General features: G+C 58.2%; 16 protein-coding genes and 1 pseudogene. 15 read left to right on the top strand and 2 right to left on the bottom strand.

Annotation, left to right across the window (positions count from 1 at the left end):
- From EN742_RS04365 to EN742_RS04330, 8 genes are all read left to right on the top strand, one after another.
- On the top strand, positions 1 to 1,108 hold a 1,108-nt coding region (locus tag EN742_RS04365; RefSeq protein WP_148670023.1), incomplete at its 5' end, for a FliI/YscN family ATPase.
- Positions 1,084 to 1,596, top strand: coding sequence for a hypothetical protein (locus EN742_RS04360; RefSeq protein WP_091595843.1), 513 nt, complete (start codon positions 1,084 to 1,086; stop codon positions 1,594 to 1,596). The genes EN742_RS04365 and EN742_RS04360, both read left to right, overlap by 25 nt.
- 89 nt (positions 1,597 to 1,685) lie before the next feature.
- Positions 1,686 to 2,714, top strand: coding sequence for a type III secretion system cytoplasmic ring protein SctQ (sctQ, locus tag EN742_RS04355; protein ID WP_187331393.1), 1,029 nt, complete (start codon positions 1,686 to 1,688; stop codon positions 2,712 to 2,714).
- Positions 2,707 to 3,372: a type III secretion system export apparatus subunit SctR gene (gene sctR, locus EN742_RS04350; RefSeq protein ID WP_029354851.1), complete on the top strand. Its 666-nt coding sequence runs from the start codon at positions 2,707 to 2,709 to the stop codon at positions 3,370 to 3,372. Before sctQ ends, sctR begins: the two co-directional genes overlap by 8 nt.
- Positions 3,373 to 3,374: 2 nt before the next feature.
- The gene (locus EN742_RS04345) at positions 3,375 to 3,650 is read left to right on the top strand and encodes an EscS/YscS/HrcS family type III secretion system export apparatus protein (protein WP_024505375.1); all 276 of its coding nucleotides are present in this window, start codon (positions 3,375 to 3,377) and stop codon (positions 3,648 to 3,650) included.
- An 8-nt stretch (positions 3,651 to 3,658) separates the two neighbouring features.
- Complete coding sequence (sctT, locus tag EN742_RS04340) at positions 3,659 to 4,477, top strand: type III secretion system export apparatus subunit SctT (protein ID WP_091595845.1); 819 nt, start codon at positions 3,659 to 3,661, stop codon at positions 4,475 to 4,477.
- On the top strand, positions 4,474 to 5,511 hold the full coding sequence (locus EN742_RS04335) for an EscU/YscU/HrcU family type III secretion system export apparatus switch protein (RefSeq protein ID WP_029354843.1): 1,038 nt from the start codon (positions 4,474 to 4,476) through the stop codon (positions 5,509 to 5,511). Before sctT ends, EN742_RS04335 begins: the two co-directional genes overlap by 4 nt.
- Before the next feature lie 356 nt (positions 5,512 to 5,867).
- Positions 5,868 to 6,668, top strand: a complete 801-nt coding sequence (locus tag EN742_RS04330; RefSeq protein WP_091595847.1) for an Effector protein NopP — start codon at positions 5,868 to 5,870, stop codon at positions 6,666 to 6,668.
- A gap of 536 nt (positions 6,669 to 7,204) precedes the next feature.
- Here EN742_RS04330 and EN742_RS04325 read toward each other — a convergent pair.
- The gene (locus EN742_RS04325) at positions 7,205 to 9,319 is read right to left on the bottom strand and encodes a hypothetical protein (RefSeq protein ID WP_029354840.1); all 2,115 of its coding nucleotides are present in this window, start codon (positions 9,317 to 9,319) and stop codon (positions 7,205 to 7,207) included.
- 1,349 nt (positions 9,320 to 10,668) lie between these two features.
- Between EN742_RS04325 and EN742_RS37870 the strand changes: the two genes are divergently transcribed.
- The 6 genes from EN742_RS37870 (at position 10,669) to EN742_RS04295 (ending at position 16,140) form a co-directional block, all read left to right on the top strand.
- Complete coding sequence (locus tag EN742_RS37870) at positions 10,669 to 10,998, top strand: hypothetical protein (RefSeq protein WP_091595908.1); 330 nt, start codon at positions 10,669 to 10,671, stop codon at positions 10,996 to 10,998.
- Between the two features lie 72 nt (positions 10,999 to 11,070).
- Complete coding sequence (locus EN742_RS39130; protein ID WP_224570034.1) at positions 11,071 to 11,313, top strand: nodulation protein NopA; 243 nt, start codon at positions 11,071 to 11,073, stop codon at positions 11,311 to 11,313.
- Positions 11,314 to 11,429: 116 nt separating this feature from the next.
- Entirely contained in the window at positions 11,430 to 12,320 is an 891-nt protein-coding gene (locus tag EN742_RS04310) for an EscD/YscD/HrpQ family type III secretion system periplasmic domain-containing protein (RefSeq protein ID WP_029354836.1), read from the top strand.
- 232 nt (positions 12,321 to 12,552) lie between these two features.
- Positions 12,553 to 14,616 (top strand): type III secretion system export apparatus subunit SctV, encoded by a 2,064-nt coding sequence (sctV, locus tag EN742_RS04305; protein ID WP_029354834.1) that lies wholly within the window; start codon positions 12,553 to 12,555, stop codon positions 14,614 to 14,616.
- 53 nt (positions 14,617 to 14,669) lie between these two features.
- Entirely contained in the window at positions 14,670 to 15,203 is a 534-nt protein-coding gene (locus EN742_RS04300; protein WP_128332480.1) for a tetratricopeptide repeat protein, read from the top strand.
- 466 nt (positions 15,204 to 15,669) lie between these two features.
- Positions 15,670 to 16,140 (top strand): MucR family transcriptional regulator, encoded by a 471-nt coding sequence (locus EN742_RS04295; protein WP_029354830.1) that lies wholly within the window; start codon positions 15,670 to 15,672, stop codon positions 16,138 to 16,140.
- Positions 16,141 to 16,362: 222 nt separating this feature from the next.
- On the opposite strand, the gene EN742_RS04290 is transcribed toward EN742_RS04295, so the two are convergent.
- Complete coding sequence (locus tag EN742_RS04290; RefSeq protein ID WP_008874821.1) at positions 16,363 to 16,575, bottom strand: cold-shock protein; 213 nt, start codon at positions 16,573 to 16,575, stop codon at positions 16,363 to 16,365.
- Between the two features lie 1,689 nt (positions 16,576 to 18,264).
- On the opposite strand from EN742_RS04290, the pseudogene EN742_RS04285 reads away from it, so the two are divergent.
- Positions 18,265 to 19,569: pseudogene (locus EN742_RS04285) on the top strand (pitrilysin family protein); the annotation flags it as partial.
- Positions 19,570 to 19,881: the final 312 nt, after the last annotated feature.

The raw sequence follows: 19,881 nt of genomic DNA, 5'->3' as shown, positions 1-19,881 counted from the left end.
ATTGCTGACACCGATCGGGGACTTGGTGGGCCTATCCAGCCGCGCAGAGGTCGTGGCCACTGGCCGAATGCGTGAGGTGCCCGTCGGCGGCGATTTGCTCGGTCGCGTGATCGACAGTCGTTGCCGCCCATTGGACGGCAAAGGCGAAATCAAGACCGTCGAAACTCGGCCCCTGCATGGCAGAGCCCCCAATCCGATGACGAGGCGCATGATTGAGCGGCCATTCCCGCTTGGGGTCCGTGTCCTCGATGGTCTGCTGACGTGCGGCGAGGGCCAGCGGATCGGGATTTATGGCGAGCCAGGTGGTGGCAAGTCGACGCTGTTGTCACAGATCGTAAAGGGTGCCGCCGCTGACGTCGTCATAGTGGCGCTCATAGGCGAACGTGGACGGGAAGTTCGTGAATTCATCGAAAGGAATCTTGGTGAAGAGGGCCTTCTCCGTACGGTCGTCGTGGTTGAAACCTCCGACCGCTCGGCGGTGGAGCGTGCGCAATGCGCTCCAATGGCGACTGCGCTCGCGGAATATTTTCGCGATCAGGGCCTACGCGTTGCTCTCATGCTGGATTCGCTGACGCGCTTCTGCCGCGCTATGCGCGAAATAGGCCTTGCTGCGGGTGAGCCGCCGACGCGACGGGGCTTTCCTCCTTCCGTTTTTGGCATGCTGCCAGGCCTGCTCGAGCGCGCCGGCATGGGTGAGCGGGGCTCAATCACGGCCTTCTATACGGTGCTTGTAGAGGGTGATGGCACGGGTGATCCAATCGCCGAGGAATCGCGTGGTATTCTCGATGGCCATGTCATCCTCTCACGCGCTATTGCGGCGCGATCGCATTTCCCCGCTATTGATGTGCTGCAGAGTCGCAGCCGCGTCATGGATGCAGTCGTTTCGGGGACACATCGCAAGGCAGCATCCATTTTCCGCGAGCTCCTATCGCGCTATGCCGAGACCGAGTTCTTGATCAATGTTGGCGAATACAAGCCAGGTGGAGATCCCCTGACTGACCGGGCCGTCGCGTCAATCGACGAACTGAGGGAGTTTCTGCGCCAGAGCGAAGATGACGCGTCAGATTTCGAGGAGACGGTCGCATGGATGTCGCGTCTGACCGCGTGAACTGGGTTCAGTCTTCGAGGTTACGGCTTCTGAAGGAAATGCAAGAGCGTCGTGCCCTTGGCGAGCTGTCCAAGAAGGAAGCCCAGCGCGATGTGGCCGCCTCAGCCGTACAAAATGCCGCTAGGGAGCTTGCAATGATACAGCAACATTGTTCAAGAACAGAAGCAGCGCTCTATCAGCATCTGATGTCACTCGACAACTTGTCTAGCGCAGCGCTCGACCGTCACCGCCTTCACACTGAACAGCTTGCCGCTGAGATCACTTCCAGACGGCAGATGCTTGATGATGCCCAAATCGCTCAAGAGGAGGCTGAGATGGCGGCGTCCAGGACGAGGGAGCTATGGGTCATATGTTCGGCGGCAAGGGACAAATGGCAACAAATCGAGGACGACGTGCGGCGCGCCGTCGAGACTCATTCGGAGGCCGCAGCCGAGATCGAGGCCGACGACGAGATACTGCTGAAATATGCGAGGGGGTCGCTTGCCTAAATGCCGCGCAACCGGATCCGACAGTCGCAAGAGGTCGTCCGAATGACACGACCGTGCAGTCTTTGATAGCCGCTGCGGTCACACCCGCCATGTTCGAACCAGTTCTGAAACTGTCCCGCACGGTTGTCTCGTGGCTCAATGATACAGCAGCGCCCCGTACGCCGTTTCAAAGCCGGATCAACGAGGTGCCGCTATCGGTGCGAACGGCAGGGCTTGTCTGGCAGCAGGAACCTGCTGCCATTCCGATGCTTGACTGCGTCTGGAGAGTGGGAGCCGAAACGGTCATCTTGTCGCTGTCGCGCCCGCTCGTAGAGGAGTTCATCACGACAGTGCAGAACGGCTTGGCCTTCCCTTCCGAGCCAACTGCTTCGCTTATTCTCGAACTCGCTCTTGAGCCGCTTGTCACTCGACTGGAGGAGACGACGCGTCTGAACGTGCAACTCGTGCGCGTATGCGAAGCCACGATGCTGGCTCCTCATCTTGAACTCGACATCATTTTCGGCGCGGTCAAGGGCAAGGGCCGTCTATTCCTGTTCACGCCTCTTGACGGCTTAGTACCGCCTGCGTTTCGCGCGCTAGGCGAACTGCTTGCCCAGTTGCCGCGGCAGCTGGGCGGGCTGCCTCCAGAGCTCCCGCTCATTGTTGCAGGAGAGGTCGGCACGCTTCGCCTTCCTGCGGCGCTTCTTCGAAGCGCATGTGTCGGTGATGCATTGTTGCCCGATATTGCGCCGTTCGGCCGCGGCCAGATCACCCTAGCTGTCGGCCAGTTGTGCGCCGGGGCGGATCTTGACGGCGATGAATTAATCTTGCGGGGGCCTTTCCGCCCGCGACCGTGTCCTTTGGAGAATGCGCATATGACACAACCCGGATCGCAACTGGAGCTTACTAAGGATCTCGACGATGTCGAGATCGTGCTTGTCTTTGAATGCGGCCGCTGGCCTATTTCTCTTGGGGAATTAAGAAGTGCCGGCGAAGGGCATATTTTTGAACTTGGATGGCCGATCGACGGCCCGGTCGACATAGTGGCCAATGGTCAGCGTATCGGGCGTGGCGACATTGTCCGCATCGGAGAAGAGCTGGGCATCAGGCTCCGTGGCGGGTTTGCATGCAATGAGTGAAGCTCAGCCGACAATCCTGGCGCTTCTTGCGGTTACCGCCGGACTCGGTCTGCTGGTTTTAGCAGTTGCCACGACAACGGCCTTTGTAAAGGTATCAATTGTTCTTTTCCTCGTCCGCAATGCGCTCGGGACCCAGACCATACCACCCAATGTGGTGCTGTACGCCGCGGCGATGATCCTCACTATGTTCGTTAGTGCGCCCGTTGCTGAGCAGACCTATGACCGCATGTCGGATCCCAAGCTCCACTATCAGACATTCGACGACTGGGTAAGCGCCGCTAAAGCCGGAAGTGAGCCCTTGCGCGAGCATCTCAAGAAATTCACAAATGAAGAGCAGCGGCGATTTTTCCTATCTTCGACAGAAAAGGTCTGGCCAGAGGAAATGCACGCTGCAGCCACGCCTGATGACTTTGCAATACTTGTACCGTCTTTCTTGCTATCAGAATTGAAGCGCGGATTTGAGATAGGATTTCTACTTTATCTGCCTTTTATTGTTATAGATCTGATAGTGACAACTATCTTGATGGCAATGGGTATGTCGATGGTCTCACCAACTGTTATATCTGTCCCGTTCAAGATCTTTTTGTTTGTTGCCATTGATGGTTGGTCAAAATTGATGCATGGGCTTGTGCTGAGTTATACGTTACCGGGAGGCTGATCATCACTGAATCCAGCATCATTACTCTTATGAGCCAATCACTGGTGGTTTTCATGATCTGGATTCTACCGCCGCTCATTGCATCAGTGGTTGTCGGCCTCGTCATCGGCATCCTCCAGGCGGCGACGCAGATCCAGGATGAAAGCTTGCCGCTCACCGTGAAGCTTCTGGTCGTTGTCGCGGTGATTGGGCTGTTTGCTCCTGTGCTAAGCGCCCCGCTCATAGAGCTAGCCGATCAGATCTTCACCGAGTTTCCCGCAATGACACTTAGCTACTAGTCCGCCCCATGGACGCGCCATCGGCCGATATTCAAATTCTGATCCAGACGGCTCTCGAACTCGTCGTTGCGGCAGGTCTTGGGGCAGCCCGCGCGATGGGCATCATGCTGATCTTTCCCGTATTCACACGCTCGCAGATCAGTGGGCTGATCCGGGGCTGTTTGGCTGTTGGCTTCGCACTACCATGCCTGGCACACGTCAGCGGCGGATTGCCGGCGCTGGATTCTGATACACGCCTGATCCAGCTAACCCTGCTCGGATTCAAGGAAGTTTTTGTCGGTGTACTCCTTGGCACTTTTCTTGGCATTCCGCTTTGGGGCCTTCAGGCTGCCGGGGAGCTTATCGACAACCAACGCGGCATCAGCAGCCCGACCGCTTCGGCCGATCCCGCGACGAACAGTCAGGCTTCCGCGATGGGCGTTTTTCTGGGGATCACTGCGATTGCCATATTCGTCGGATCAGGAGGCCTGGAAACTTTGATCAGTGTCCTGTACCGCAGCTACTTGATCTGGCCGGTGTATCAGTTTCACCCGACACTGAGCGGGCCAGGAGCAATGGAGTTGTTGGGGCTTCTCGACCGCATAATGCGCACGGCATTATTGGTATCGGGGCCTGTCGTGTTCTTCCTGATACTGATTGATATATCGATGATGCTGCTGCGTCGCTTTGCCCCGCAATTTAAGGCGAGCCAACTGTCTCCGGCAATCAAGAACATTGTCTTTCCAGTTCTCATGGTCACCTACGCTGCCTATCTGGTGGAGAGCATGAAACTGGAGGTCACACAAGCCAACGGCGCGCTGGAGTGGTTCGACAAATTGCTGCCATGAGCGACACAAGTGAAGAGAAGACACACGCCGCCAGCCCGAAGAAGTTAAGTGAAGCGCGCAAAAAAGGACAGCTGCCACGTAGCTCCGATTTCGTCCGCGCGGTCGGGACTTGCGCTGGGCTCGGCTACCTTTGGCTAAGAGGCAGCGTGATCGAGGACAAATGCCGGGAAGCGCTCCTATTAGCCACCAAGTTGCAGAGCCTACCTTTCGATACCGCGGTGCCGCAGGCATTGGTTGTGCTCGTCCAACTCACCGTCGCGGCTGTTGGCCCGCTGCTTGGAACCCTCGTCGCCGCGGTGATTTTGGCCAGCCTGCTAGCCAATGGTGGATTTGTCTTCTCTCTGGAGCCGATGAAGCTCAGCTTTAAGAAAATTGACCCCTTTGAAGGGCTGAAGCGCTTGGGGTCTGCTCGTTCCATGGTCGAAGTCTGCAAGACCATGTTCAAGGTATTGGTTCTCAGCGCAACCTTTTCCATTGTCCTTCTCGGGATGTGGAAGACAATGGTCCCTCTGCCGATCTGCGGCATGGGCTGTGTTGGCCTCATCTTTATGGAGACAAAATTGCTGATGGGAATTGGCGCCGGCGCACTGCTGGTCGGCGGACTGATCGATCTCCTGCTCCAGCGCGCGTTGTATCTGCGCGAAATGCGCATGACCAATACCGAAGTGACGCGCGAGTCGAAGGATCAGCAAGGAGCGCCAGAGTTGAAAGGTGAACAGCGTCGCATCCGCGAGGAGGCGGCCGACGAGCCTGCGCTTGGCGTGCATCGCGCCACGCTGGTCTTAACAGGAAGGGCGGTCCTGATCGGTCTGCGTTACGTTCGCGGTGAAACCGGGGTGCCGTTCTTAGTTTGCCGTGCCGAAGGTGAGCGCGTTTCACATGTGTTGAGTGAGGCGCGGGCACTACGCCTGACGATCGTCCATGACCATGTCTTAGCGCGTCAGCTGATAAGCACTACAAAACTCGGCCACGCGGTTCCTATGCAATATTTCCAGCCTGTCGCGAAAGCATTCTTTGCCGCAGGCTTGGCCTAGTCATTGGAAGTCCACGACTGCCCAGTTCAAAACTGACCTGGTTCCATGCTAGTGGCAAATGTCGGCTGGCCATCCGTGCCCCAGTGTCTCTGTCAGGCCAACCGCGCAACCGCGGGCCTGGGGCAATCACTCCCCTCGGATCTGCCACCCAGCAACTACGGCAAGTCCTCCGGGCATGACCTTTCAGCCTCTGCTGGCCGGTGCGTGGCGCAGTCCGAGGTTTTGAGGCCGGCAGTGCGGATTTGATTGGTGCAGCCGTTGGAATGCCCTCGTCAGCTAGTCGTCAACTAAGCGCCCTATGTTGAACAGCCGTGCTAACTTGAGCTCGGTTGCGAAACATAGGAGTACGAATCGTCATGTATGGTCGAATTGGCTCATCCGATAGTTACCGCGCGCATAATGCCGGCGAGCAATCGGATGCAGGAAGCGAAGGGTTCGCGGACACATTTGCCCGAATGCACTTATCCGGATCGGAAGGTAGCGGCGCCTCATCATCGGCGGCTCCCCAAGCATACTCCCTCAATTCCCGACCTCCTGTGGTGGAGATCAACAGGACTTCCTTCAGGAGACAGGTGAGGCAATTTCATGGTGATGAAATCACGCACATCGCCGACAATCCTCAAGAGTATTCGGAGTTCGTATCGTCACGAGCCAGGCGCACCGCGGACGTTGCTCAGCAATATGGCATCCGTCGAGATACGGAGCACGCGCGATATTTCAGTTACCAATTGGGAGACCGGAGTGCCGGACTGCTGAGAATGGAAGGCGGATTCAGCATGAACGAGTTCGAATCGGAAAGTTGGCGGGAACAATTTCCTGGTCGAACTGAGGTCACTTCCATAGTGGATCTTCAAGTCGCCCATCCGCTCGTCGAAAATGCGGGCGATATTCTGCTGGAGCATCAACTTCGGATAGACGGCGACCGACCGTTGCTGAATTGGCGTGCGGCTAATCCGGAAGCACAAGCGCGCGCGCAGACGATGGGGTTTGTTGAAGTGGATCATGGCGACCTGGTGCTTGACCCTACGCAGCATCCCGACAAATGGACGAAGAACAGTGCCGGTGAGTGGCAGCGTGCAGGCAAACCTCCACTCTATCTCCACAAAACCGAGGACAGCGACAGCAGCGATAGCGGGTCTGACGACGATTTCATGTGATTTGTCGACCCGCCGCCGAGCCTTGCAACTGGTGACGGTTGCAAGGCTGTTGGCAGTGAATGCTAATTGTCCGGCGACAGCCCCGCCTTAGCGCCAGCGCCGCCGAGCGATCCAGCCCATCTCCCAGACAATAAACTGCGGATGCGCATCGTGGGTGCTTGCGAGCGGATTGTATTCGGGCCGGAACTCCGCCTCTTGGATACGAGCTCTCCCGAATCCAATTTTCTCCACCACACCGTTGGGTCGTTGCGATGCGCCGATCCCGATCGGATCGGCTATGCCTGCTCCGCGCTCGCAGGAAGACCTTCCGCCTCGATCTTGGCGGCGCGATCTCGGCGATAAGTTGGATGGGAGGCAAGATACGCCGCCACGTCAACAGCAGGTAACGCGACATCGCAAATCGGCTGTAGCCGATCGACTCCAATCGCCGGACCGCAACTCGCGCAGCGGCATTCGCGGTTTGGCCAGGAGAAATGCTCGCTGACTCACAGCGTGGCCGGCCGCATTCTGCCCTAGACCCCAAAGTACGTGCCCTGTCATGCAGCCTGCGCCGACGGGAGCTCGGCACGCGAATGGCGTGGTTGGCGGCCAAGCCCCGAGGTCAACAAGGACTTACAGAAAGCGGGGGTGAGTTTGCCGCGATGAATTATGACCTTCTCGCGACCGGACCTAGCATCGGCTTCCTCTCGCTCTCGATTGTAGCCGCGCTGTTCGTTGGATTTAACGTGGCAAGCGGTGAATTCGGAATCAGCCAGCCCTTCCAAGTTTCTGGCCATGACGGGGCGACTCGTGTGGATGTGCACCCACATCGGGCTCGGCATCGCACCATTGACCAGCATCTTGGGCTGCAGCTTCATCTCAAACAGCTTTCCTGGCTCGCCACGCAGCGCGACCGGTGCCTCCGGCGGCATCAATTCGTCGGCATTGCACAAATGTTCCAGGTATTTTTGCGCCGGAAATGCGTAGGTCTTCATGCAATCAGTCGTAATGCCGGCTTTTCCTTCATTCAATGCGTTGGCCTGTCCCAGCACCATGTTCAGCAACCCTTTGAGCTGGTCTGTGCGTTCGTGCACTTTGGGTAGCTGGGTGGAGGTGAGTAGCAGGCGTACATTACGCCCCTGCAACCCGGCGAGACAGGTTTGCATCTCAATGGCCTGGGCTCGCAGGTACTGGGCCACATCGTCCACGACCTTACCGGCCTCCTCAGGCTTCATCTGGCGCACTTGGGAGACGACGCTTTGCTGACCGGCCAGATCGAACTGCAAAAGTTCGTCCAATCGTTTGAGCCGCTCCGTCAATACCTCCATTGACAACGCGGCGCCCCCGATTGTCGAGCCTGCCCCCGACGAACTCGCAGCCACCTCTTGCGCTCTCACCTGTGTACTCGCAACTTGATCCGAGCGCGCGAGAACCTTGGCTGCTGGCACTGTGCCGGCGTTCGCAGCGACTGGTGTTGATGGCTGCCCGGCGGCAGAAGTCCCGGCGCGAGCTGCCGACTTATGCTTTGACTTCCCTTTCCTTCGCGCTGTAGTGCCTTCTGACACTGCAGCCGTACCAGCAGTGTCAGCCGGTATCGCAGCGCCTGCCCTGGCCGGCATCGCAGCGCCCGCCTGGGCCTGTGGCGCCATGATGGCTGACGGCGGAGACTGCAGGTTCAACAAGTGCATGGCATCGTGCGCAGTGATCCATGCATCGTCCACGATCCGTTCGAACAGTTTCAATGGGAGGCCGGCATCTGGGTAGGTATGGCTTAGCTTGGTATGCACCTCGTGCAACGCCAATCCAAAATCCGAAAGCCGCTCCATGATTTTTTCTACAACCGCGCAATCATGAGCGTTGAGTGCTTTGCCATCATCCATTATGCCCTTCGCCAAAGAGAGGGCGCGAAGAGCTTCTTGAACGGCGCTTGCCATCAGCTGCACCACTCCATTTCGACCGACGAGGAGTTCCTTCAAATCTGGCTCGAACCTGCTCGCCCGCAGTTCAATCTTGGCCCGCGCAAGACCGATCCGCTCACGGACCAGCCAGATCCTGACACTCAGTACCGAGCCGGCACGCAGCCGCAGTGCGCACCGCTCGGCTTCCCGCATCACGGGCGTTCCACTGGATAGGCTAGCGGTGGCAGCGCAGGCGGATCGCTGCCGTTCGGAGCGCCATGCCTTTTTTTCCCACCACTTAATTGCCGCCGTATGGTGGTTCTCCACATTTAAAATCAACAGCTCCTGCCGGTCCGCCTGGGAGTAGGAGTAGAGTTTATCGACCATACCTGCCGCTTTCTTGGTCTTTTTGTCCAATTTCGTGATCGTCGACAGGCCAAGTTTGTCTACTTCATTCGCGGCGTCGCACACGATCTGGCAACATCTACGCACCTTGTCGTCTGGCATAATTGTCTGCGCCTCAGCCGCAGGCAGGCTAGCGCGGTACTCCAGAATTGCTGAGGCTGCATCGACGACCCGACTGATCAGCTCCACCGCCTCCTCGGGGACGTCGGTTTTCCTGGCCGCAGCCTCGCAATCAGTCAGTTGTTGAACAAGACTGTTCATTCTGAGCTGTGTCGGACTGATATCTTCATTTGACGATGAGCTGGTGCCTTCCACCTGCGCGGTTGATAGTTGGCTACCGACCGGCGCCATGGCTTCGCCCTCAGACATGGAGGGAGAACCGCGCCGCCTTGCGGCTGCGCCACGTGGCGCTACGGTTCCGCGTGGTGGCGCAGCGGCTCCACGTGGCGGTGCGTTCAGGATTTGATCTTCGCCAATCGAGGCGCCTGGCAGACTTTCGCGGGCATCGCCTGGACCGCGCGCAACTGGAAGGGAGGAGGGCCTCCTATCGGCGTCCCCAGAGCGCATCTGCTCCACAACGGAATCGAATGACTGTCCACCTTCTCCCGCAGCAAGACTTGATTGCGAAAGGGAACTGCTCGCCCGCCCCGCGCGGCTGGCTCCAGTTTCAGCCTGCGATTTCCGTGGTCGGCCAATGCCCTTCATATTGCGTCTCCGTAGTAGGCGAGAATGTGCTGCTATTGTGCTGGCGGCTGACGAGACCAGCGGCATCTTTCGGTTAACGTCACGGTCAGCCAGACCCGCGACGGCGTAATGTTCCCGCCAAAGTGCTTCTCAGTAGCAGGCCAAGATTGGCCCGAGCTCACAGGACTTTCGCAACGTTGCCATCGATGTCCTGAGATTATCAGCGCTTCAGTCCGCCGATTTCCAGGAACAGCGAATGAAATCAGACCAACTCGGCTAGCTCCCCTTCCTAGACACGTGCCTGACGATTTTATTGAGGCGTCACTCCTCTCGTTCGCCACCGACAAAGTCACACATTTGCTTCAGAGAAGCGTGTGCGTTGCGTATCGCGCGGGAAACCATTTCGATCTATAGTTACAAAAAGTGTCGAGACGGGACCTTTGGATCCGAAGGTCAGGCACGGCCGGCCTAGATAGACCGCTTGGCTGACGATTAGCTGACGATGGGAGTTCTCACGAACAGGGCAAGAAAATCCGACCGCTTCAAGCTTTCGATATGGTGAGAAGAGGATCCGCACCGGCCTCCCAAAGCCGGCAGACCATCCCATGTTCGTACTCGCCGACCTTCTCGAAGCCAATGAGCTCACCGCGCCGGGCCGTGATGTGCAGGCGAGAGAATGGTGATGCAAAGACCGAGTTCCTGCTCGTTGCGTGCGCCCGTGGAGCCAGCAAGAATACGGTCATTGCGGTCATGCAGCACGTGGACCGTGTCTCCTGTTCGACACCACAGCATCGAGGATGCAAACGAGCTGCTGCGGCTGCCATTCGGTCGCGGCATGCGTGGACGGCGGGATTGGCCGAACAGCCGAGATCGTGGTCGACTGTTCGATGCGAGAGCAACATCCTGCAGAGCATACGTTTTTGCGCTGGCCGGTTTTTGTCAAAAGCCGTCAGGTTCTCGAAAGCTCCCGCCCTTAGCTTGATCGAGGTTAACCTTTAACACGTCGCCGCCAATGGCAAATGCCGGAGTACCTGATGATAGCAGCAATTGGGAGTGGAGTTGGCAACCTCGGGACTTCCTTGATCCGAAAGGGCCATGGGGATTCGAAATCCGAGCATTCTGGTGATGGCAAGCCGGCTGGTGGCAATGATGGCAAGCCAGCTGGTGGGAATGATGGCAAGCCAGCTGGCGGGAACGATCGGGCGGATAACCGGACCGTTTCAAATGATCAACTTCAAGACAACTCACAGTCTGCAGCACAAAGTGAAGCCTTCCAAAGTATCCTGCGATCGTTCGCGTTCCAATTCGCGAACGATGCGATGGCTGAGGCCGATGAAGCTTTGGATGACACAGAAGATGCCTGACGCGGGAAAATCCGGCGTGAGGTCATACAGGCCGTTATTGACGGCACAACTCCAACAGAAAAAGGAATGATCATGGCTGCAGTTGATAATAATAAGAAATCAGGCAATACCAATACCAGTAGCGCCGGCAATACCGATAAAACTAACAGTGGCACTCCCGGCAATACAAGCGGAGCTGATGCTACTGCTTTTCAGGCGCAAGTGCAAGAACTAACCAATGTTAGCTTGGAGGCGACGAAAAGGAGTGTCCAGTTGCGCACTCTAACGACCAATCTCCAGACCATCAAGAAGGCCGCCGACGAACGCGTTTCGTAATGTCGGAAGCGGCTTTTAGACTGCCCCTAGCGCGTCTCCTTATTGACGCGACGTAGTCCCGAAATGAGCCGCATGGCAATTGCCGTGCGGCTTCTATCCTGTTTGAGAGATGCTCTGTGGATGACGCCGTTTCCCTCCGTTTCGAAGTGCTTTCGGGGCTCTATTGCGGACTGACCGGCAAGACGGATCTTCAAACGTGTTTAATCGGCAGCGGCTTCGATGCCGATTTGGTCTTTGTCGAGCAAGGACTGGCACCGCATCATCTTCGTGTAACTCTTCTTGGCAAGTCGATCGAACTCGAGGCGCTTGCACCCGGACTCAGTATCGAGGGCAACCGGAATATCGCCGCAGGCCAGTCCGTTGTTGTGCCCCTTCCTGCCGTCCTGCTCGTAGGCGAGATGTCCATTGCTTGGTCCGTGCAGGATGCAGAGCCGCCTGGTTCGACCGGCATACCGCGCCTACCGATCGGTGTGCTCGCCATGGTCATAATCAGCTCACTCGGGATCGGCGCGCTTTCGGGCATGTTCTCCTATCTTGGCAATGCAAGTGGATCGAGCCCCAATTCACTTCGGGCTGAAGTCGCGTCCAGAACGATCAGTCACCGCGCTGACAATGAACTTACGGGGGCAGCGGCCAAAGAGCTGCAGGAGGAAGTCGATCGAGCGGGTCTTCTCGACGTCAAGATTGGCTCCGCAAAGGGTGTTGTGACCGCCGAGGGCACCGTCACGTCTGAATCGGTCATCAGCTGGCAGAAGCTTCAGCAATCGTTCGATCGTCGCACCAAGGGTACTCTAACACTGGTGAACGGAGTGCTCATCAAAGAGGAGAAGGCGCCATCCGCAATCGCGGTCGAAGCTGTGTGGCATGGGGCCCAACCGTATCTTGTCATCGACAGCGAGAAGTATTTTGTCGGGGCCATTTTAGCTGATGGATGGGTAGTCGATCGTATTGAGGACAGCCGTGTGCTGCTGAGCAGGAATGGCCGCATTGCTGCTCTCCCATATTGAAAGCTCGCAGGCCCCATCAAGCAGCACTCTATGGCCAGCCAAACATCCTGTGGCGCTCGGTGCTGACAAGCTGGCTGCGTTGGAAACATTTGCTGCCCAGCCATTTCGCGCCTGTTTGTGGCTCTCATGCAGGGTCACGCGCTGGCCAAGGCCGAGGCGCCTTCGGAGTTCGAAAGCTACGTTTCAGGGCGTAACAGCAGAGTAAGTCTCAACCGATTGCAAAGGTGTCTCGATGGCCAACGTCCTGCGTGACTTCATCAAGCGTGCGCCGGCCAGCCCGGATTTAATGGTTGCGTTGATGCTGCTTCTGGCTGTCGCGATGATGGTCATGCCTATCCCGGTCGTGGTGGTCGACGCACTGATAGGATTCAATATGGGGTTGGCCATACTGCTGATGATGGTTGCCCTGTATGTCAGTACTCCACTTGATTTTTCCTCTTTGCCCGGCGTTATTTTGATTTCCACTGTATTCCGTCTCGCGCTGACGGTCGCAACGACGCGACTGATCCTGGCCGAGGGGGAGGCCGGCAGCATTATTCATACCTTTGGCGATTTCGTCATCTCAGGCAATATCGTGGTGGGTTTCGTCATATTTCTGGTCGTCACCATGGTGCAATTCATGGTCCTCGCGAAGGGTGCCGAACGGGTGGCAGAAGTGGCGGCGCGTTTCACGCTGGATGCTCTGCCGGGCAAGCAAATGGCGGTCGACGCAGAGCTACGCAACGGCCACATCGATGCCAACGAATCCCGCCGGCGGCGCGCCGAATTGGAGAAGGAAAGCCAACTATATGGCGCGATGGACGGCGCGATGAAATTTGTGAAGGGCGATTCCATCGCCGGGCTGGTGGTTATCTGCATCAACATGCTGGGTGGAATTTCGATCGGTCTGCTCTCCAAGGGCATGTCCTTCGGCGAGGTGCTGCATCACTATACTCTGCTGACGATAGGCGATGCATTGATATCGCAGATTCCGGCCCTTCTGCTCTCCATTACTGCGGCGACCATCGTCACCCGTGTGACTGGGACGGCGAGGATCAACCTCGGTACCGAAATGGTCAGTCAGCTCACGGCCAGTACTCGAGCCTTGCGGCTGGCGGCCGGCGTCCTGGTCGTGATGGGGTTCGTTCCTGGGTTTCCCCTCCCCGTCTTTCTGATGCTGGCCGCAGTGTTCGCTGCGGTAAGCATTGTCAAGGCTGATGTGCTGGGCGCCGGCACTGCCGATGCGAAAGATGGAACTGCAGCGGAGCCTAAGCAAGCCGCGCCTGCGAAGGAATTCCCGATCGCATTTTTTTTAGCGCCAAATCTTATGCAGGCGATCGATCAAGCCGAATTGCAAAAACATATTGGGCGCGTTTCGCTCCTGGTCACAGCCGATCTGGGCATTATCGTTCCCCGCATCCCTGTCTTGGTTGACGAGCAGCTGCCTACATCGCAATTCCGGATAGATGTCGAGGGCGTGCCAGTCGAACAGGACGCGATAGATCCAAGCCAGATGACGCTCCGAGCCGATGTAGCGCACGTCGACTCGAGCGGTATCCCCCTTAGGCGTGAGCCGAAAACGGACAGACTCCCGGTCGAACATACCCCTGCACAGGCCCTTACGGGCGCCGGCACGGAGCATTGGGCTCCCGGCGAACTCCTCGCCTTGCGCGTCCATGCAACGTTGACCCGCTACGCACCGCGATTGGTGGGCATCCAAGAGACCCGACATTTCCTGGGCCGAATGGAGCAGGAATATTCTGATCTTGTGAAAGAGGTGCTGCGCACGACGCCGATTCCTCGGATTGCCGATGTTCTGCGCCGCCTCCTGGAGGAAGGTATCCCAATCCGCCACACCCGTCTCGTGTTGGAGGCATTGGCCGAATGGAGCGAGCGTGAGCAAAACGTTGCCCTGCTGACGGAATATGTCCGTTCTGGTTTGAAGCGACAGATCTGCCACCGCTATGCCAACACCGAGGGCATCGTGTCCGCCCTGGTCGTCGAACGCGAGAGCGAGGATGTGATGCGTGGCGCGGTTCGAGATTCGGATGCAGGCCCCTATCTCGCACTGGAGGATCGGCAAAGCGAAGCGATGCTATCACAGATACGTCAGGTCCTTTCGAACACAGAACCGGGTCAAACCCGCCCTATTCTGTTGACGTCAATGGATGTCCGACGTTTCGTCCGCGGCTTTCTGACGCGAAACGGGATCGATCTCGCCGTGCTGTCTTATCAAGACCTCGCCTCCGACTTTACAATTCGCCCGGCAGGATCCGTCAAACTCCCGCACGGATCGAACAGCGGATTGTTAGAGTAGTTCCACCTTTCCTAACTGAACGCGACCCGCCTCCCTGATAACCGAGAGATAATATGAAATTTGTTAGAAATACAGTTTCTCCATCGCCTATGTTTCTGCGCCGGAGCTCACTTCTTTTTGCCGTACTCGCCATTCTGCCTTTGGGCGGTTGCGCCAGCTGGCAAAAGCCCGCTCTTTTCGTGCAGGAGACATCTTCCCCAGAGTTGCTCAGCGCCGATCAAATCGATCCGGCTATGCGCGAACGCATTTTGCGCGAAGTTGGTCAGGATGTTCAAGAGCGGGCTTTGCGGGATGAGGTGAAGCAGCACCCGGACAATGTTGATGCGGCGATACGGCTTACAAAAGCCTTGGTGGCCCAGAAGCGCCCGCACGAAGCGGTTGAGGTGCTCGACAGCGTCTTGGTTGCAGCCCCAGCAAACGTACGTGCATTGAATGCGAAGGGCGTGATCTTGGACATTGAGGGGCGGCATGACGCGGCACAGGCCCTGTATCGGCGAGCTCTCGAAACCGAGCCAGGGAATCAGATGGTGCAGCATAACTTCAATCTGTCGCTTGCCTTAACGGCAAGTCCGAACAGCCAAGGTTAGCACGATCGCAATAGGTGGGCACAGCGCATGTGCAGCCTATTCCCCGGCTCGAGACGCGCTCGGCTCCCATCATAGATGGCCTCTGAAGAGAGCCATATCTGCGCAAAGCTGTTGCTCCAGATCTGGCCGGCAGAGGTCGGCAGGAGAGCCGGATGACATCTCTCGGCCACCCGCAAGGCCATCCGCCTCGCTTCGTTGCCAGAGCGCCTTCGTGGTTGCCACGCGAGATACGCTCAGGATGGATTTGATTAATTCACGCGCGAATGCCTGCCTCTAACTTGGGGCAGGCGCGACCGCTCCCATAATGCAATACGCTGCCTCTAGGCCGATGGACGATGACGGGATACGTCCCCGAGACTTCAATGGTGGGGAGCAGCGCACCCGTCGATCCATTTGCTTTCAGCGGCAACCGCCACTATGTAGCGACACTTCGCCCGACTGTGTTTCAAGCTGCCCGGAGAAGTTTATGACAGAAGAAGCCCACAACACCGACATCCTCATCGAGCTCACTGCCGATGTTGTATCAGCCTACGTCTCCAACAACCCCGTCCCGGCGGGGGAGCTTCCTGCCCTGATCGCCCAAGTGCACGGGGCTCTAAAAGGCACGGCCGGACTAATACCGGCAGAAGAGCCTGTGCCTGTGAAAAAACCTGCTGTCCCGATCAAAAAGTCGATCGAACCGGACTACATCATTAGCCTTGAAGACGGCAAGAAATTCAAATCGCTAAAGCGCCATCTGTCGACGCACTATGGTCTGACCCCGGACGAATATCGCGCCAAATGGGGTCTGCCGTCGGATTATCCGATGGTGGCGCCGAATTACGCCGCTACGCGCTCCGCCTTGGCCAAGACCATAGGACTCGGCCGCAAACCGAAAGAGCCGGAAGCCCCGGTGCCGGCGCCGGCGAAACGGACCCGCAAAAAGGTCGCAGCCTAAATCCGTATCAACAGTCGTTCGGGACGCGCGGCAGCCGTAGGCCCAATCTGCGCGGAATCAAAAGGCGGGGACGAGCCCCGCCTTTCCCGTCCAAGAGCCTCATTCCAGAGGAATTCGCGACGGCTCCAGCAATCGCTGCCGCGGCATTACCTGGTTGCATGCTCCGGCCGGGTTTCGAGCCGGTCAATGCGTTCGGAGTATGCCGCATCCTTGCCGCACGCGTTAGCCAGCCTTGCTGAGGCTGCCTGCAGAGGACTTGCCGGTGCGGCGATCCTGTTCGACCTCGTAGTTTATCTTCTGGCCCTCATTAAGGGTCGACAGGCCCGCTCGTTCAACAGCGGAAATGTGGACAAAGACATCCTGACCGCCGTTGTCGGGCTGAATAAAACCAAAACCCTTGGTGCTGTTGAACCACTTCACCGTTCCAGTCGCCATATATCCATTCCTTTGTAACAAGTCGCAACTTAGGCAGGCCATTCACGCCAGCCTGATTTGTACACGAGACTTTAGGCGCAGCAAAATCGGAAAATTGCAAGGCCCACTCGACCGCCTGATCTCCAGCAGCACCTGCCACACACGCGAGGCGCGTGCCAGACGAGGCGTATGCCAGACGTTTCGTCGTGCGCTGTCGCTCAAACGTCGACAGAAACAATGACCCAACCCTGCAAACTCGGCACATCTTGTGGACGTGCTTGGGTCGCTGCTCGACCGCAATACCCGCTCCCGACCGATATCGTCGGCCAAAATGACGACGTTTTTGTCATCAGACCGAAAGATCAGGCGCGCAGCGACACTGCACACTCAAACCGAGACCCGCGAACCTCGATTAGCTTCGGCCTGCTACGAAGCGCGGTTGCCTGCTTCTGAGGCGGGCCATTGTCGGTTTGAATCAACTGTCGGGTTCGGAACCCCAGACTGTCGGCAAGTTGACAATGCGCGTTCAGACGGCACAAACCACCCGATCGATTGTGAGCGAGATGGTTTGGCAGATTGAGCAAGGGCGGGACTCAGCTATGCCGCCCAGGCTGCTGACAAGGCCAAAGCAGCGTAGGTGCGGAGTGAAATCCAAGGTCCACATGGGTCGTCGCGCGTCCCGTGCGCCTGGGAAGGCGCCGGCCCGGCCAAGCTTTTCCCAGATCGTCCGGATGACGCAAGCTTCGCTGAGCGTCAATGAACGTTCGGGCGATGACCAAAGGCGTCGTGCGTTGCAATCTGGACTGTCCAGGATATCAGGAGTTCCATGGCCTCAGCCCGCTTGGCTGGCCCCACTTGAAGCTCCAACATACCGGCTGGCACAGGCCAATTGGACTCTGCGCTGCCCTCAATGCGCTGGTGGCACGGTCAATGCTTGTCTATCGATCCGGCCGCCCATGCGTGATGCTGTCGGTCGACGTTCGCAAACCAGACCCTCGGCGAACCCAGCGAAGGGGCTCGCCGGTACGACGAGGGACCTTACCTCTTTATGCGCGGCATCATTGTCGAGGATGACATGTTGCCTTACACGTCGTCCCCTCGCGCTCGGGGCTTTGAGGGGCGGATGAAGTCCTGATGGCGGTGGCACTGCTGCATGTTTGCGTAAGACCCATCAGTCACGATCGCGTTGTCCTTCGATGTCGCGGTGCTGATAGGCGGGCAGATCGGTGTGCGCGGCGCCCGCCAAAGGATCGTCGTCACGCCGGAGGAGGCGAGCGCCGTAGCCGGCGCGCCGGCGAAAGGCGCTTTCTGTCGGATGCCCGACAATGTCGGATATCGCAAGTATCAAGGTTGGATCAAACCTTGCAAATCGGGGCTTTCTTACTTGGCACGGCGCATGCTCAGGTATCCGCAAACACCCAATGGATAACGAGCAGACTTCCCATGGCCTCACCAAAATACTGCCGAACGTTCCCCGGACGCATCCAAAGATGAGGCCCGCGTCAGGCCCGGCAACACGCTGACGGCTCATCTGGCTCGGCGTCGCGTGCCGATCCACTTTCTCCCAATAGGCGTCGGGAGACATAGAGCCTTCAAAATGAGGAACAAATCACTTTGCCAGGAACCCAGCCCATAATCCCACTCTCCCTATCAGAACTACCAAGCAAGCCCCGCACTCACGGGCTTCGCAGGACGTCCGTTGCGACCGAGTTGGGCGGCGCGAGGACGGCTCCGATCCCCGTCGCATGGGAGGACGGCAAGGCGACGGATTTCGTGCTCGACAACGGCATGGAGGTGGTCGTCATTCCCAACCACCGGGCGCCGATCGTCACCCACATGGTGTGGTACAAGATCGGCAGCGCCGACGAGCCGCCGGGCAAATCCGGCATTGCCCATTTTTTCGAGCATCTGATGTTCAAGGCGACGACCAACCATGCGGCCGGCGAATTCGACCGCGCAGTGTTCGAGATCGGCGGCTCGCAAAATGCCTTCACCTCCTCCGACTACACCGCCTTCTATCAGACAGTGGCGCCGTCGGCGCTCGAGCTGATGATGAGCTTCGAGGCCGACCGAATGCGAAACCTCATCCTCACCGACGATGTCGTCAAGACCGAGCGCGACGTGGTCATCGAGGAGCGCCGCTCAAGCACCGACACCAACCCGCAGGACGTGCTCCATGAGGAGATCGACGCGACGCTGTGGCAGAACCAGCCCTATCGCATCCCGATCATCGGCTGGATGCAGGAGATCGAGCAGCTGAACCGCGTCGACGCCACCGCCTTCTATGAAAAATACTACTGGCCCAACAACTCCGTGCTGATCGTGGCCGGCGATGTCGAGCCGGAGACGGTGAAGGTGCTGGCCGAGAAGACCTATGGCAAGGTGGCGCGCGGGCCCGACCTGCCGCCGCGCATCCGGCCGGTTGAGCCCGAGCAGAACACCAGGCGCACCGTCACGCTCTCCGACGCCCGCGTCAGCGTGCCCAGTTTTTCGACGCAGTGGGTGGTGCCGTCTTACCATACCGCCAAGCCGGGCGAGGCCGAAGCGCTCGACCTGCTGTCCGAAATCCTCGGCGGCGGTAACCGCAGCCGGCTCTACCAGGCGCTCGCTGTCCAGCAAGGTATCGCTTCCAGCGCCTGCGCCTATTTCCAGGGCACCATGCTCGACGACACCAGGTTCGCCATCTATGGCGCGCCGCGCGGCGATGCCAAGCTGGCCGATCTCGAAGCGGCGGCCGCTGCCGAAGTCGCTCGCATTGCCAAGGATGGTGTCAGCAGCGAGGAACTGGGCAAGGCCAAGGAGCGCTTTGTGCGCGATATGATCTTTGCCGAAGACGACCAGGACGACCTCGCCTGCATATACGGCTCGACGCTGGCCACCGGCGGCACCGTGAAAGATGTCGAGGAACGGCCGTCTCGCATCCGCAGGGTTACCGCCGCGCAAATCAAAGCAGTTGCCGCCCGCTATCTCGCGTTCGACCGTTCGACCACGGGCTATCTCTTGCCCAAGACGGAGAATGAAGAGATGACGCTCGGCGCTCAGCCCCATGCTGCGATGAACATCCAGGAGGTGAAGTCCGAAAAGGGCATGATCGCCTGGCTGGTGGAGGACCACACAGTGGAAATCGTCAACATCGGCTTTGCCTTCAACGGCGGCATCAGGCAGGACCCGGTCGGGAAGGAGGGGATGGCCAATCTGATGGCCGGCCTGTTCATCGAAGGCGCCGGTAATTACGACAGCGATGCCTTCCAGATGAAGCTCGACGATGCCGGCGCCGAGATGGGTTTGGAGGCGCAAAGACACTACATCTGCGGATCGGTGTGCATG

It is taken from the genome of Mesorhizobium sp. M4A.F.Ca.ET.020.02.1.1 (genome assembly GCF_004022645.1).
GTDB lineage: Bacteria > Pseudomonadota > Alphaproteobacteria > Rhizobiales > Rhizobiaceae > Mesorhizobium.
The sequence above is the reverse complement of the archived record's forward strand: the minus strand, read 5'-3'. Positions and strand labels throughout refer to the sequence as shown.